Consider the following 15,181-nt stretch of genomic DNA (forward strand, 5'->3'; position numbering starts at 1 on the left):
CACCCCACTCCAACTCATCGCTCAGGCTTCACTCTTCCCAATGAACATCCGTGAGGACGTTCGACGGGATCGGCTCGTTTTCCCAGAGCCCCTTCACCTTGGCGTTCCAGACGCCGAGTTTCGGCATCACGAAGAGGTAGAGCGCCGGCACGTCACTGGCGAGAATGGTCTGCGCCTCGCCGTAGAGCTTTTCCTGCTCGGCAGGGTCCGAGGTCCCCTCCACCTTTTTCAGAACCTCGTTGAAGATCGGGTTCTTGTAGTTGAAGTAGTAGGGATCGCGGGCATAGATATCGATGTCCATCGGTTCGGCATGAGCGACGATCGTCATGTCGTAATCCGCGGCCTTCAGCACGTCCGCCACCCACTTGGCGGGGAATTCGGTCGTTTCGATATTCATCGTCACGCCGATTTCGGCAAACATCGCCTGCAGTATCTGCGAGGTCCGCTGCGCATAGGCCATCTGCGGCGCCTTGATGGTGAAGGTAAATCCATCAGGATAACCGGCCTCCGCAAGCAGCGCCTTCGCCTTTTCCGCGTCATAGGCATAGACGCCGGTCAGATCCTTGTAGCCGCGGTCGTTCGGCGTGTAGTGGCTGCCGATCGGGGTCCCGAAGCCGGACCATGCTCCTTCCACCACGGTCGCGCGATCAACCGCCATCATCAGCGCCTGCCGGACCTTCTTGTCGCTGAACGGTTTGCGCGTGTTGTTCATCCCGGCAACCACCTTGAGCTCGGTATTGCCGATCACGGTCGCAAGCGTCTTGTCGCCTTCGAAGGACTTGATGAGTTCCGGTGCAGCGAATTCCGGAAACGCATCCACATCGCCGGCCTTGAGCGCAGCCGCCTGGGCCTGCGGATCGCTGATAAAGCGGAATGCGGCCGTGTCGAGCTTCAGCGACACGGCCTTGTTCCAGTAGTCGGAATTTCTGGCGAGATCGACCTTCGATCCCTTTGCCCAGCTTACGAACTTGAATGGGCCTGTACCGATCGGAGTCGTCTTGTTCTCAGCCGCTGATCTCGGTTCCACAATGCTGGAGGACGGCCAGCCCAGCCAGTAGAGCAGGCTGCCAGCCGGCTGCTTGAGCTTGAGGACCAGTGTCGATGCATCCGGCGTCTCGATCGTGTCGATCGAGGCGAAATAGCGCTTCTGCGGATTGACGGAATCTGCGCCGCGAGCCCGGTCGATCGAAAATTTCGCGACGGAGGAATCGAAAGCGGCGCCGTTGTGGAATTTGACCCCCTGACGCAGCTTGAACGTGTAGGTGAGGCCGTCCGGCGAGATCTGCCAGCTTTCGGCAAGCTGCGGCTGCACCTTGCCGGCCCTATTGATGGTCGTCAGGCCTTCGAAGATGTTCTGCCAGGTCACCTGGCCGATGGCGACCGGTGCGGCGATGGTCGGGTCGAGACCCGCCGGCTCGATCGTCATGCCGACCGTGATTGCAGTCTTGGGCGCCGCTTCAGCACCCCTTTCCGCGAGGAAAGTACCCGCGGCCACAGCCAGCGCGAATGTCGCGCCTTTCAGAATCGTAGCCGAGTTCAAGAACGTCATCCTGCCCATCAATGTCCCCTTTTGGTTCACGATCCGGCCTGATCGGCACCTGCAGGATCGCTCTTTAACCGGAGTGTGTCATTTCGCAGGTGCACACACAATGCAGATTTTTGTGTTCTCTGTGTAGCCGAAATCGATACACAAACACGTTTAGCTCGCCGCTTTGCGGGCCGCCGGCTTGCGGTTGCCGGCGCCCCGCATGAACCCTTCGATGAAATCGACGAGCTTGCCGGCCGCGAAGGAAAGCTGCCGGTCCGGCGCGACGCAGAGATCGATCGGAGTACGCACACCCTTGCCGGCCGCAATCGGTACGGCGACGAGCTGGCCCGTATCGATCTCGCGCTGCACGGCAAGCGCTGGCAACAGCGTTATCGCGGCGCGGCGCAGCACCAGTTCCTTGAGCATTTCCAACGCCCCGGTGACGAAGACCGGGTCAAGTTCCAGTCCGTCTCTGGAAAAGATCTCCTCGAAAGCCTGTCTCGCGCCAAAACTCTTGTCCGGCAGCGCAAGCGGCATCTGGGCGAGATCGCGCAACGTCATTTCCCTGGCTCCGGCCGCCGGGTGATCGGCCGCCATGATGACGTCATAGGTGATTTCGGAGCGCAGCCGCACCTTCACGCCGGATATCTTCGGCGCAAAAAGCGTCACGACGAGATCGGCTTCGGCGGCAGCCAGCGCCTCCACCGCCTCGCGGGCGCTGGTGATCGTCACCTCGAACCTCAGCTTCGGATATTTTAGGCTGAACTCCGCCAGAACCGGCGCAAGGAGATTGGCGACCGTCGCTCCATTGGCATAGATCACCACCCGCCCGCGTTGAAGCCCCTGCAGGTCGTCGATGAGCTGATGCACATGCTCCAGCTCCCGCAGCGTCCGCCCTGCCCTTGCCGCCAGCAGCTCGCCGGCGGCGGTCAGCTTGATGCCGCGATTGCTGCGCTCGACGAGCGGCGTCCCGAAATAATGCTCGAGGTTCTCGATCTGCCGCGACACGGCGGTGGCAGCGACATTGAGGTTCTCTGCCGCCGCCCGCATGGAGTTCGTCCGCACCAGTTCATCGAAATACATAAGCGCGCGAAGCTGCATGCGACCCTTGTCCTGTCAAACCTGCCCTGTCAGCCGCGGCGGAAACCTTCGCTGGCAACAAGCAGCTGGCGGGTATAATCGGCGGAAAACTCGCGCTTTTCCAGCGCTTCGACCGGCATGGTTTCCACCACCTTGCCGGTCTTCATCACCGCCAGCCTTTCGCACATGTGGCTGATGACGCCGAGATCGTGGCTGACCATGACGAAGGTGAGGTTCCGGTCGCGCCGCGCCTGCTCGAGAAGGTTCAGAATTTCCGCCTGGATCGAGGCGTCGAGCGCCGAGGTCGGCTCGTCGAGGAGCAGGATCTTCGGCTCCAGGATGAGAGCCCGGGCGATCGCGATGCGCTGCCGCTGGCCGCCGGAAAGCTGGTGCGAATAGCGGAAACGGAAACCCGATCCCAATCCCACCTCGTCGAGCGCCCGGGTGATCCTCGCCTCGATATTGTCGAAACCGTGGATGACGAGGGGTTCCAGCAGCAGGCGGTCCACCGTCTGGCGCGGATGCAGGGAGCCATAGGGATCCTGAAAGACCATCTGGACGGTCTGGTAGAAGTCCTTGTCGCGCCGCCGCCCGGAATAGGAGCGGCCGTTGACCGTGAGCGTACCTTGGGAAAACGCTGTCAGACCCGAAACGGCCCGCAGCAGCGTCGATTTGCCGGAACCGGACTCGCCGACGATCCCGAAGGACTCGCCCACGCCGACATCCAGGCTGACATGGTCGAGCGCCGGAAAGCCGTCATAGCTGACGAGCATGTCGCGGATGGAAATCGCAGAGGTCATAGCGCCCACTCCCGCTTGCGATCAAGCACCGGCAAGGGGTGCCGGTCGGAGCCGATGGTCGGCAGGCAGTTCAAAAGCCCGCGTGTATAGGGATGTTGCGCATCGGCAAGGTTGGCGGACGGCAGCTCCTCCACGATCTTGCCGGCATACATGACGATGACGCGGTCGCAGAAGGAGGAAACGAGCCTCAGATCGTGGGAGATGAAGATCAGCCCCATTCCGCGCTCGGCCACCAGCTTGTCGAGGATCGACAGGACTTCGAGCTGCACGGTGACGTCCAGTGCCGAGGTCGGCTCGTCGGCAATCAGCAGCTCGGGGCCGCAGATCAGCATCATGGCGATCATCGCCCGCTGTCCCATGCCGCCGGAAACCTCGTGCGGATAAAGGCCGAACACCCGTTCCGGATCGCGGATCTGCACCGCCTCCAGCATGGCGAGCGCCCGGCTCTTCGCTTCCGCCGAGCTTACCTTCTCATGGGTCTTGAGAGTTTCGACGATCTGCCGGCCAATCGTCGAAACCGGGTTGAGCGAATATTTCGGGTCCTGCAGGATCATCGCGATCCGCTTGCCCCTGAGCGCCCGGCGCTCGGTCTTCGGCATGGCCAGAAGATCCCGATCCCCAAAGGCGAGCTTCCTTGCGGTGATCTTCGCGTGGCCCGGCGTCAGCCCCATGATGGCGCGGCCTGTCTGCGACTTCCCGGAACCGGATTCGCCGACGATGCCGAGCCGTTCCTTGCCGAGCGTGAAGGAGACGCCGCGCACCGCGTTGACTTCACCGGTACGCGTCGGGAACGTGACGCGAAGATCCTCGACCGTCAGGAGCGGGCTTGGTGATCCGGTCATTGGCCGGCCTCCTTCGGATCCAGCGCGTCGCGCAAGCCGTCGCCCAGAAGGTTGAATCCGAGGCTGACGATCAGGATCGCAAAGCCCGGCATGGCGGCGACCCACCACTGGTCGAGAATAAATCGGCGGCCGGATGCGATCATCGCCCCCCATTCGGGAAGCGGCGGCTGGGCGCCGAGCCCGAGGAAGCCGAGGCCGGCGGCGATCAGGATGATGCCCGCCATGTCGAGCGTGACGCGGACGATCAGCGAGGAGAGGCAGAGCGGCATGACGTGACGCAGGACGATGCGGAAGGGCGACGCGCCCATCAGCTTCACCGCGGCGATGAACTCGGAATGGCGGAAGGTCAGCGTTTCGGCACGGGCAATGCGGGCATAGGGCGGCCAGGACGTGACGGCGATGGCGAGGATGGCATTCTCGATGCCGGGGCCGAGGGCCGCCACCAGCGCAAGCGCCAGCACGAGTTTCGGGAACGCAAGGAAGATATCGGTGATGCGCATTAGCACCGCATCGATCCAGCCGCCGGCATAACCGGCAACCGTACCGACGATCAGCCCGATCGGAGCCGCGATGACCGCCACCAGCACGACCACGAGCAGAGTCAACCGGGAGCCGTGGATGAGACGCGAGAGGATGTCGCGCCCCTGGTCGTCGGTTCCGAGCAGATAGCCTGCTGTTCCAGGCGGCAGCAGGCGTGCATTGCGCAGGTCCCCCTGCACCGGATTGTAAGGCGCCAGCACGTCAGCCAAGGCCGCGACCACAAGCAGAAGGATGAGGATGCCGAGCCCCACCAATGCCAGCCGGTTTTCCGCAAACCGCCGCCAGACGATATAGGCACGTCCGAGCCGCGCCTGCTTGCGCGAGGTCGGGCGGTCGGAGAGCAGCCATTCGCGGCTATAGGGTCTCGTTTCGGGTTCCACGATGCTCATCGGTTGCGAGTCCTCGGGTCAAGCGTGCGGTAGAGGAGATCGGAGAAGATGTTGATGCCGACGAAGACCGACCCGATGATCAGGGTGCCGCCGAGCACCGCGTTCATGTCCGCATTCTGCAGCGAATTGGTGATGTAAAGGCCGAGCCCCGGCCACGAGAAGATGGTTTCAGTCAACACCGAACCCTCCAGCAGGTTGGCGTAGGAAAGGGCGATCACGGTCACCAGCGGCACCGCTGCGTTTCTCAGCGCGTGAAACCAGATGATGCGGGCCTCGGAAAGCCCCTTCGCCCGCGCGGCCACGACATACTCCTGCGAAAGCTCGTTCAGCATGAAGGAGCGGGTCATGCGGCTGATATAGGCGAGCGAGAAATAACCGAGCAGCGATGCCGGCAGGATGACATGCCGGAACACGTCCCAGAACACATCCCATTGTCCCTGCCAGGCTGCATCCAGAAGGTAGAAGCCGGTGATCGGCGTGAAGGTATATTCGTAGACGATGTCGATGCGGCCCGGATAGGCAACCCAGTTCAGTCGCGCATAGAACAGCACCAGCGACAGGAGCCCGAGCCAGAAGATCGGCACCGAGTAGCCGATCAGTCCGATCACCCGCACCACCTGGTCGGCGATGCTGCCGCGCTTGACGGCGGCCAGCACTCCGAGAGGAACGCCAAGCAAGGCTCCGATTAGCGTACCGATCGTTGCAAGTTCGATCGTCGCCGGGAAAACCCTCGCGATATCCGTCATCACCGGATTGGTGGTCAGCACGGACGTGCCGAAATCGCCCGAAAGGGCCTGTTTCACATAGAGGTAGAACTGCTGGTAGAGCGGCAGGTTGAGCCCCAGCTCCTCCCGCACGCGCTCGACCACATGGGCAGGCGCGCGATCGCCCACAATGGCGAGCGCCGGATCGATCGGCACGACGCGGCCGATGAAGAAGGTGACGGCCAGGAGACCAAAAAAGGTGGTGACCGCGGTGACCACGAAACGCAGCACGGCGGTCAGCAACGACGAGGCACGGCGCCTGTTGCGCCGTGTCGCGATTGTCGAATCGGTGAGGGTCAAGGAACCGGCCCTTCCGGTTATTCCTTGGAGACCGTATAGACGAAGTTGGTATCGAAGCTCGGGCCCAGCTTGAAGTTCTTGAGCTTGGAGGAATAACCCGCGACTTCCGTCTGCTGGAAAACGATCACGAACGGGCTCTGGGCCAGCACCTTTTTCTGCAGATCCTCGTAGGTCGCGGCACGCTTTGCGCTATCTTTCTCGAGCAGCGCGCCCTTTGAGGCGTCGCTCAACTCCTTCGGCACGTCCCAGGCATTGCGCCATGCGAGCGTCTTGTTCTTGCCTTCGTCGGAATTGTCCAGGTTGATCGTAAAGGTCTCCGCATTCGAGTTCGGGTCGAAATAGTCCGAGCCCCACTGACCGATATAGATGTCGTGCTGGCGGGCGCGATACTTGGTCAGCGTCTGCTTGCCGTCGCCGGGGATGATGTCCATCTTGATCCCCGCCTGGGCGAGCGTCTGCTGCACGCTTTCGGCAATCCCGGTAACCGGCTGGGTGTTGCGGACATCCATGGTGACGGTGAAGCCGTCCTTCAGGCCCGCCTTCGCCAGCAGCTCCTTGGCCTTGGCGACGTCCAGCTTGTACGGATTTTCGTTAAGCGCCCCAAGCTGTCCCTTCGGCAGGAAGGTCTGATGGATTTCGCCGATGCCCTTGATCAGCGTGGCGCCGATCGCATCGTAGTCGACCAGATATTTGATCGCCTCGACCACTTCCGGCTTGGCAAGGTTGGGATTCTTCTGGTTAAGGCTGAAATAGTACAGCGTGCCCTTCGGAGCCGAGGTCGTGGAGATGCCTTGCTTCTTGGTAACCGCATCGAGGTCGCCCGGCTCGAGGTTGCGCGCAATGTCGATGTCACCGTTTTCAAGTGCCAGCCGCTGGCCCGCGCTTTCCTTCATATGGCGATAGATCACCCGCTTCAGCGTCGGCTTCTCGCCGAAGTAATTCGGGTTGGCTTCCATGATCACCGCCTCGTTGGCGCGCCATGCAAGCACCTTGTAAGGTCCCGAACCGGCATAACCGGTCTTCAGGAATTCGTTGCCGAAATCGGTATCGTATTTGTATTCGGCGCTGGGCGTGACCTTCTTGGCCTTTTCCATCACGACCTTCTTGTCGACAATGGACGCAACCGTCGCGGTCAGCACGTTCAGCACGAAGCTCGGTGCATAGGGCTTGTCAACCACGAACACGAAGGTGTTCGGGTCGGATGCCTTCGCTTTTTCGGCCACGTTGTCGCCGGTCAGGCCGAACTGGGTGAGAAGGAATGCCGGCGACTTGTCGAGCTTGACGGCACGCTCGAACGAGAAGGCGACGTCGTCCGCCGTGATCGGGTTGCCGGACGCGAATTTCAGGCCCGACTTGAGCTTGAAGGTATAGGTGAGCCCGTCGTCGGAAACGGTCCAGCTGTCGGCGAGTTCGCCGACCACCTTCGACGTGTCGCTCGGATCGAGCATGACGAGCTTGCTGTAGCTGTTGGCGGTCACTTCCGCGGTCGACAGTTCGAAGGCTTCGCCGGGGTCAAGGCTGATGATGTCGTCGATCGCGAAGCCTTCGACCAGCGTGTCGGCGGGCGTCACCGCGAAGGCCTGCGGTGCGGCCATCAGCAATACGGAAAGGGCAGCGCCGGTCGTAAGCACGCGAAGGCTTTTGTTCAGCGAATGAATCATGGTCGTTGTTCCCTGTTTTTCCTTTTTTGGACCCCTGGAGAAGCAACCTATTCGTGCCAGGCCTTCCCCAAAACTCTCAGCCAGTTTTCCCGGCACATCTTTATGAGTTCGTCGTCAGCGTATCCCTCAGTTTTGAGGGCCGCAACCAGATTCTGATTGCCCGCAGCATCCTGAATCTCTTCGGGAATCGACGCTCCGTCGAAGTCCGAGCCAAGTGCCACGTGATCGATGCCCATGCGGTCGACAAGGTGGTTCACATGACGCACCATGTCGGAAAGCGGCGTCGATACATTGTCGCGCCCGTCGGGGCGCAACATCGTGACCGCATAGTTGAGCCCCACCAGGCCGCCGCTCTCCTTGATCGCGTCGAGCTGCTTGTCCGTCAGGTTGCGGGCGACCGGCGTCAGCGCATAAGCGTTGGAATGGCTGGCGATCAGCGGCTGGTCGGTGGTCCTCGCCACATCCCAGAAGCCCTTTTCGGTGATATGCGCAAGATCGATGAGGATGCCGAGCCTGTTGCAGGCCCTGACGAGTTCAAAGCCGAGATCGGTAAGCCCCGGGCCGGTGTCGGGCGACATCGGATAAGCGAAAGGTACGCCGTGCCCGAAGATGTTGTGCCGGCTCCAGACGGGTCCGAGCGAGCGCAGGCCGGCGGCGTAGAAAACCTCCAGATTGTCGAGGTCGGGATCGATCGCCTCGCAGCCTTCCATATGCATGACGGCGGCAAAGATGCCGTCCTCCATTGCCTGACGGATTTGGGCGGACGAACGGCACAGGCGCCACGCTCCCGCACGATCGAGACGGAGCGCAATCGCGGCCTTCTCCAGCGCGATCGCCAGCGAAGGAAGGTGATCGAGCGGCGCGGAAAGCGGCGTTTCGTAGCGGCCGTTAGCGTCGGGCTCCTTGAGAACGAGGTCACCTGACGGAATATAGATGGCGCAAAGCCCGCCCGCGAGGCCGCCGGCCTTGGCGCGGGGGCCGTCGATATGGCCGCTGGGCGTACCGTTCATGAACTCGGAGACCGGGTCGCCACCCGCCTTCATGGTTCGCCAGAGGCGTAGAAGCACGTCGTTATGGCCATCGAACACCAGTTCCATGAAGCTATTCCCGATTTTGTGAGAATCCCGCGGTGAGTGATCTGTCGATCCTATTCAGACATCAGCCTTTCGCAAGGCACAAAACGCCTCAGGCGGTCCAGATCCCCTCGCCCGCCTTCTTCAGCATCGGCGTCCTGAAGACCCCGACGACGCGCGGGCGCCATTGAGGGCCGAAGCCGTCGAGCCGGTCCTGCCAGCGCTCCGATTGCAGCATGGCGGCACCGACTGCCACCGGCTCGATCCCGAGCGATGCCATCAGGGAAAGGCCGGAGACGATCGACGCGCCGCTTGATATCACGTCGTCCACCAGGGCGACGCGCTTTCCTTCAATGAGCGGCAGCATGCGCGGATCGACGTAAAGCCGCTTCTGCTGTTCGGGCGTCGTGATCGAGGATAGCGGCACCGACAGGCCTTCGTCGTACCAGAACTTCTTCGAGGTCCCGAGCGGCACATAGCGGGCGAAACCGAGAGACCGGGCGACGGCCGCCGCCAGTGTCAACCCGAGCGTCGGCAGGCCGACGACTACCTCCGGCCGATGCGCCGCAAGCTTCGGAGCAAGATCTGCGGCAAGCGCGTCCTGAACGTCGAAGCTGGCCTGGTTGATGATCAGCGACGCCAGCGCATGCTCCCCATCGGCGAGAGGACGGATCGGCAGCCTGATCTGGCGGCCGTCGTCGAGCGTGGCGGGAAAAAAGCCGGAGAACGGTCCACCACGATCGAATGTGCCCGCCGGGTGGACGTCCTGCCAGAAATCGTGCGGCTGCATGCGCGTTTCCTATTCGAGCACTTCGAGGATCGGCGATTCCATGAGCGTGCCGGTGGCGACATCGGCAATGCCGCGATCGGTCTGATGCGGACCTGCATTGCAGGCAAGCGTCGCGCCGAAACAGGCTTTGAAGATTAGGTAGGGCGGCTGCCAGTCCACCACGCGGTCCATGGCCGCGCGGATTTTCTCAAAGCTCGCGGAAACCTCCTGCATCGAGGCCTGCGAGACGAGGCCGGAAAGCGGAAGAGGCAGCAAGGCTTCGATCTTTCCGCCGATTGCCACCGCCATTCCGCCGCCCGCGGTTATCACCGCATTGGCGGCCGCCGCCATGTCGGCGGGATCGGACCCGAAGACGGTGAGGTTGTGGCTGTCATGGGCGAGCGTGGTTGCGAAAGCGCCCTTCCATTTGCCCCAGCCGGTGAGGAACCCAAGACGGGTGCGGCTGTCGGCGCGGCCGTGGCGGTGGGTCACGGCGATCAACGTCGCGCCCTCCGGGGGTACCACATAGCCGTCGACGACATCCGCATCCGTCTGCCCCCAGTTCGTGAAACGCGGGCGATCGATGGTCGCGAGCCGCACCTTCCTGCCCGTCGCGGGAAGCCTGAAATCCTCGGCCTGGAGGGGCTCAAGCTTGACCGAGTCGCGAAGCAGCGACGGGTCGGCGGCAAACAGATCGATCGTCATGGCCCCGGCCCGCGCGGCCAAGGTGCCGCTTGCAAAGACCTGGCGCGCGCGGAAATCCTTGAGATCCTCGAACAGCACGATGTCTGCCCGCCGACCGGCGGCGATGAGGCCGAGGTCGGCACGACCAATCCTGACGGAACCGTTCAAGGTGGCCGCCTGCAACGCCCATTCCGGTTTCATCCCATAGCGGACGAGCCGGCGCACCACATCGTCGAGACCGCCGTTCTTGGCGAGATCGTCCGGAAAGACATCATCCGTCGCGAGCGTCACGGTCTGCGGCAGCTGGCCGAGTCCATTGAGCGCCTGGACGAATTCCGGCAGCAGGTGGTCATGCGAGCCGCGCAGCTCGATTGTAAGGCCTGCGCGCAGTTTGGCGATCAGATCCTCGCCCGAGACGAGCTCGTGGTCGGAGGTCACGCCTGCCGTCATGAATGCCTGGAGATCCGGTCCCGCGAGGCCGCGCGCATGGCCGCAAACGAGTTTCTCCGAGGTCAGCGCGGTTTGCACGATGGCACTGATGCGAGGTTCGCGGTCGATGACGCCGCGCATGTTCATCACCTCGGCAAGCCCGGCGATCTTCGGCCAGAAAAGCATCTCCTCGATGGCCGAGACGTCGAAATCGGCTCCTGCCACCTCGAAACCGGGAGCGGAAGGGACCGAAGACGGTGCCAGCACGACGGCCCGAAGCGGCAGCAGCTTGACCGAATCCAGCGCCCAGCCGACCCCGTCGATGCCGTGCACATTGCCGAATTCGTGGGGATCCCAGACGACTGTCGTGACGCCGCGCGGCAGGACGGTGCCGGCATAGGTCGCAGGCGTCACCATCGAACTCTCGATGTGCATATGGGTATCGATGAGGCCTGGCGAAATGAAGGTGCCGGACGCATCGACGATCTCAGCCGCATCGGACCGGCTGCCGGCCTCATGAACGCTGGCGATCAACGGGCCGATGATGCCGATGTCGGCAGGGCGTAGCTCGCCGGTCACCACGTCGACCAGGGTACCGCCGGTTATCAGGATGTCGAACGGACCGTCGCCTCGCGCGGCCGCCACCGCGCGGTCGCGCAACCCGGGCTCTGTAAACTCCTGTACGGTCGCTATGATGCTCTTCACCAGCTTGCCTCCGCGCGCAATGTTTCGAGGATAACGGTTCTTGCCTTCTCGACGTCGATCTCGACGCCGAAGGCTGCATTGAATTCCCCACGGCCGGCCCGCGTCTCGATGACGGTGCGTCCGCGCGTGAATGTTCCCGCAAGCTCCACGTCGAGGCGAGCCTTTCGCCAGATGACTTGTTCGGGATGAGCGAAGGCGACCGCCGCCACTGCATCGTAGAGTGGCATGGCCGGGCGGCCCCGGCTCGTGGCAATGGCGACGAACCCGGCGAGCAGATCGGCGAGCAGCGCCGCATTGCGCCCTCCCGCAGCTCGGATCGGCGCCACGTCCTCGGGCGCACAGAGAACCTGGCGACAGAGATCGAGATCGATCATCCGGAACGGGATCCCGTGCGCCAAAAGGATTGCCAGCGCTTCGGGATCGGCGAAGGCGTTGAATTCGGCGGAAGCCGTGTGATTGCCGGAAGTCACCCCACCGCCCATCCAGGTGAGATCGGTGATCCTGTCGGCTAGATCCGGCCGGGCAAGCGCCACGGCGGCGATATTGGTAAGCGGGCCGAGTGCCAGGACGCGCCGTTCTCCCTCATCCTTCTCCAGCCAGGCGCAAAGCGCTTTAAAGGCATCGTTGTGGAAGGTATCGGCGAACTCGGGAAGGTGGAGACCAGTCGTCGGCATGCCGGCATCGCCCAGAACGTTGGCCGCCGTTTCCAGCCGGCCAAGTGCGGGAGCGGCGCGTCCGGCATGAATTGGGAACGGCCAGACGAAGGCTGACGCTGCGCCGGCGGCGTTGTGGCGGACACGCTCCAGCGGCGCATTGCCGAAGACGAGCGAAACACCGTCGATCGCAAGTCCCGCATGCGCAGCCACCATGACCGCTGCTATGTCGTCGAAGCCCATGTCGGTATCGATCCAGATGCCCATGTCAGCGACGCCTTACGAAAACTTGGAAAGGAGCGCGGCCTTTTCGGCCGGCAGGTCGAAGAGAAGATCGGCACCGAGCGGGTGAGCGGACAGACCTGCCTCGACCTCCGCCTTGATCGGGCCGAGCGAAGTATCCAGCAGATATTCCCGGCTATCGCCGGCAAAGGATGTGCCGCGCACAGTGCCCCGGAAAGGACCAGTTCCCAGGGTCACCATACGCGGCCGCCAGGCGAGACCCGCCGCTGAAGGGGCCTCGCCTGAGAGTTCGATCAGGCCGCCGCTCGTCCTGAGCCTGCCGCCTTCAAGAGGAAAGATGTTTTCGAAGCCGACGAAATCGGCAACGAAAGACGAGACGGGGCGGTTGTAGATGTCCTCCGGTGATCCGATCTGCTCGATCGCCCCGCCCTTCATCACCACGATCCGGTCGGCGAGCGCCAGCGCCTCGGCCTGGTCGTGGGTGACGAAGATCATCGTCACCCCTGTTTCCTTCTGGACGCGCTGCAGTTCGGTGCGCATTTCGAGACGCAGGCGGGCGTCGAGGTTCGAGAGCGGCTCGTCGAGCAGCAGCACCTTCGGCTCCATGACCATGGACCGGGCCAGCGCCACGCGCTGCTGCTGGCCGCCCGAAAGCTCCGCCGGCTTGCGGTTCGCAAAACTCGACAGGCCGACGGATTTCAGGCCGGCCTGAACCTTGGCATCGAGATCGGCACCCCGCATTCCCTTGAGCTTCAATCCGAAAGCGACGTTTTCATAGACGGAAAGATGCGGGAACAGCGCATAGGACTGGAACACCAGGCCGACGGCGCGCTTGTTGGCCGGCACCCAGGCCATGTCGGCACCGTCGAGACGGACATGGCCGCTTTTCACCGGCAGCAGGCCGGCGATCGCGCGCATGGTCGTCGTCTTTCCGCAGCCGGACGGGCCGAGAAGCGCGATCAGTTCGCCCTTCCTGATGTCGAGATCGAGATCGGCGACCGCGACCGTGTCGCCATAGGCGAGCGTCAGCTTTTCGAGCGAGAGGTAGGACGCATCAGACATAGCGGGAAAATCCGAGAAAACGTTCGGCGGCAAAGACGATGCCGATGGAAAGAAAGGCGAGCAGCGAGGAAAGTGCGGCAACCGACGGATCGAAGACGATCTCCATATAGGCGATCATGTCCACCGGAAGAGTGCGCACGCCCGGCCCGGAAAGGAAGAGCGACACCGGCACCTGGTTGAAGCTGGTGACGAAGCCGAGGATGAAGGCCGACATGATGCCGCCGCGGATGTTCGGCATCACCACCCGGAAGAAGGCACCGAGCCGCGACGAGCCGAGCAGCACGGCGGCCTCCTCGATATCGGAGCGCAGGTTGTCGAGGCTGGCGGAAACGACCCGCACCGCATAGGGCAGCACCAAAGCCGTATGGGCGACGAACAGCGCCAGCGTTATGCCCACCTGGAAGGGGACCACGATATAGCGCAGGAGCGCCAGGCCGACGATGATGCCCGGCACAATGATTGGCGCGGAAACGACGGTGCGGACGATTTCCGCGCCCGGCAGCTTGTAGCGCGACAGGGCATAGGAGGCCGGAATGCCGAGCACCAGCGCCGCCGCTGTGCCGCCGATCGCCAGAAACAGGGACATGGCGAAACTTGCCTGGAAACTCTCGACCGTGAAGACCTTGGCGATCCAGCGGAGGGAGAAGCCCTGCGGCGGGAAATTGAGCGTCTCGCCGGCCGAGAAGGAGGCTGCCACGATGATCAGGAACGGCCCGATCAGGAAGCCGAGCACCAGAACCAATGTAATGGGGATGAAGAGGCTGCGCGCATTCATGGCCGGCTCCTCATCTTGTTCCTCGCGGTCGCAACGCGCTTCAGGAGAATATTGGCGGCAAAGCTCATGACGATCAGGATGAAGGCGATGACGCTCGCCGAGACGAAATTGTTGGAGACCGAAACCTGCTGGTAGAGCAGCGTTTCCAGCATCAGCACTTTGGAGCCGCCGAGGATGGCCGGCGTGATATAGGCCGTCAGACAGCCGGTGAAGACCAGCGTGCCGCCGATGACAAGACCCTCCTTGGTCAGCGGCAGCACCACTTTCCAGAACACCTGGAACCAGTTCGCGCCGAGTACCCGGGCGGCAGGAATGGCGTCCTTCGGCATGTTTTCGAGCGCCGAGATCAGCGAGATGATCATCAGCGGCAGGAAGAGCTGCAGAAGGCCGATGAAGATCGCCGTCTCGGAGAACAGGATGCGCAGCGGCACTTCAGTAATCCCCAGAGCCTGAAACGCCTGGTTGACGATGCCGGTGCGGCCGAGGATGACGATCCAGGCGTAGGTGCGAGCCACCGGCGAGATCATCAGCGGCAGCACGACGAGCCCCGTCATCCGGCCCTTGGCGCCGGGCTCCAGGCTGACGATCGCGAATGCCGCCGCATAACCGATCACCGCCGAGACCACCGTCACCAGCGCTCCGAGCTTCAGCGTGCGCAGGAAAACGGTCTGGTTCAGAGAATTGGAAAAGAAATCCGTATAGGCCGAGATCGTCCAGCCGCCAGCGGAACTGCGAAATCCGTCGGAAAGCAGGATCACCACCGGCACGAGGAAGACCGCCGCGGCGAAGAGCGCGGCGGGCAACGCAAGTGCAAGCGCTTCGGCCCTGTTTTGAAACATCTGAAGTGACCCTGTTCCGCAGAAAGTAGGGATGCGGACAGGCAT

The 15,181-nt window shown here is 62.8% G+C and carries 14 protein-coding genes; all 14 read right to left on the reverse strand.

Features of this window, described 5'->3' with window-relative positions; translation table 11 throughout:
- Positions 1-28: 28 nt before the first annotated feature.
- The 14 genes from EDE09_RS06275 to EDE09_RS06340 all read right to left on the reverse strand — a co-directional run bounded on the left by EDE09_RS06275 (position 29) and on the right by EDE09_RS06340 (position 15,136).
- Positions 29-1,558, reverse strand: coding sequence for an ABC transporter substrate-binding protein (locus tag EDE09_RS06275; protein WP_132409405.1), 1,530 nt, complete (start codon positions 1,556-1,558; stop codon positions 29-31).
- Between the two features lie 141 nt (positions 1,559-1,699).
- A complete protein-coding gene (locus EDE09_RS06280) occupies positions 1,700-2,629 on the reverse strand; it encodes a LysR family transcriptional regulator (protein WP_132409407.1) in 930 nt (309 codons plus the stop codon).
- Positions 2,630-2,658: 29 nt separating this feature from the next.
- Positions 2,659-3,408 carry an ABC transporter ATP-binding protein gene (locus tag EDE09_RS06285; RefSeq protein ID WP_105371511.1) on the reverse strand — a complete coding sequence of 250 codons (750 nt, stop codon included), beginning with the start codon at positions 3,406-3,408 and terminating at the stop codon, positions 2,659-2,661.
- Positions 3,405-4,250: an ABC transporter ATP-binding protein gene (locus tag EDE09_RS06290; protein ID WP_112799212.1), complete on the reverse strand. Its 846-nt coding sequence runs from the start codon at positions 4,248-4,250 to the stop codon at positions 3,405-3,407. The genes EDE09_RS06285 and EDE09_RS06290 overlap by 4 nt, the downstream gene beginning before the upstream one ends.
- Positions 4,247-5,179: an ABC transporter permease gene (locus tag EDE09_RS06295; protein WP_105371509.1), complete on the reverse strand. Its 933-nt coding sequence runs from the start codon at positions 5,177-5,179 to the stop codon at positions 4,247-4,249. Before EDE09_RS06295 ends, EDE09_RS06290 begins: the two co-directional genes overlap by 4 nt.
- Positions 5,176-6,243, reverse strand: coding sequence for an ABC transporter permease (locus EDE09_RS06300; protein ID WP_105371508.1), 1,068 nt, complete (start codon positions 6,241-6,243; stop codon positions 5,176-5,178). Before EDE09_RS06300 ends, EDE09_RS06295 begins: the two co-directional genes overlap by 4 nt.
- 17 nt (positions 6,244-6,260) lie before the next feature.
- A complete protein-coding gene (locus EDE09_RS06305) occupies positions 6,261-7,904 on the reverse strand; it encodes an ABC transporter substrate-binding protein (RefSeq protein WP_132409409.1) in 1,644 nt (547 codons plus the stop codon).
- A gap of 47 nt (positions 7,905-7,951) precedes the next feature.
- Entirely contained in the window at positions 7,952-9,001 is a 1,050-nt protein-coding gene (locus EDE09_RS06310) for a dipeptidase (protein WP_105371506.1), read from the reverse strand.
- Positions 9,002-9,089: 88 nt separating this feature from the next.
- Positions 9,090-9,767 carry a phosphoribosyltransferase gene (locus EDE09_RS06315; RefSeq protein ID WP_105371505.1) on the reverse strand — a complete coding sequence of 226 codons (678 nt, stop codon included), beginning with the start codon at positions 9,765-9,767 and terminating at the stop codon, positions 9,090-9,092.
- Between the two features lie 9 nt (positions 9,768-9,776).
- The gene (locus EDE09_RS06320) at positions 9,777-11,564 is read right to left on the reverse strand and encodes an adenine deaminase C-terminal domain-containing protein (RefSeq protein WP_165924126.1); all 1,788 of its coding nucleotides are present in this window, start codon (positions 11,562-11,564) and stop codon (positions 9,777-9,779) included.
- Positions 11,561-12,484 carry a nucleoside hydrolase gene (locus tag EDE09_RS06325; protein ID WP_105371504.1) on the reverse strand — a complete coding sequence of 308 codons (924 nt, stop codon included), beginning with the start codon at positions 12,482-12,484 and terminating at the stop codon, positions 11,561-11,563. Before EDE09_RS06325 ends, EDE09_RS06320 begins: the two co-directional genes overlap by 4 nt.
- Positions 12,485-12,496: 12 nt before the next feature.
- Positions 12,497-13,522, reverse strand: a complete 1,026-nt coding sequence (locus EDE09_RS06330) for an ABC transporter ATP-binding protein (RefSeq protein WP_132409411.1) — start codon at positions 13,520-13,522, stop codon at positions 12,497-12,499.
- Positions 13,515-14,297 (reverse strand): ABC transporter permease, encoded by a 783-nt coding sequence (locus EDE09_RS06335; protein ID WP_105371502.1) that lies wholly within the window; start codon positions 14,295-14,297, stop codon positions 13,515-13,517. Before EDE09_RS06335 ends, EDE09_RS06330 begins: the two co-directional genes overlap by 8 nt.
- The gene (locus EDE09_RS06340; RefSeq protein WP_105371501.1) at positions 14,294-15,136 is read right to left on the reverse strand and encodes an ABC transporter permease; all 843 of its coding nucleotides are present in this window, start codon (positions 15,134-15,136) and stop codon (positions 14,294-14,296) included. Before EDE09_RS06340 ends, EDE09_RS06335 begins: the two co-directional genes overlap by 4 nt.
- Positions 15,137-15,181: the final 45 nt, after the last annotated feature.

Source organism: Neorhizobium sp. S3-V5DH (assembly GCF_004343065.1).
GTDB classification, from domain to species: Bacteria; Pseudomonadota; Alphaproteobacteria; order Rhizobiales; family Rhizobiaceae; genus Neorhizobium; species Neorhizobium huautlense.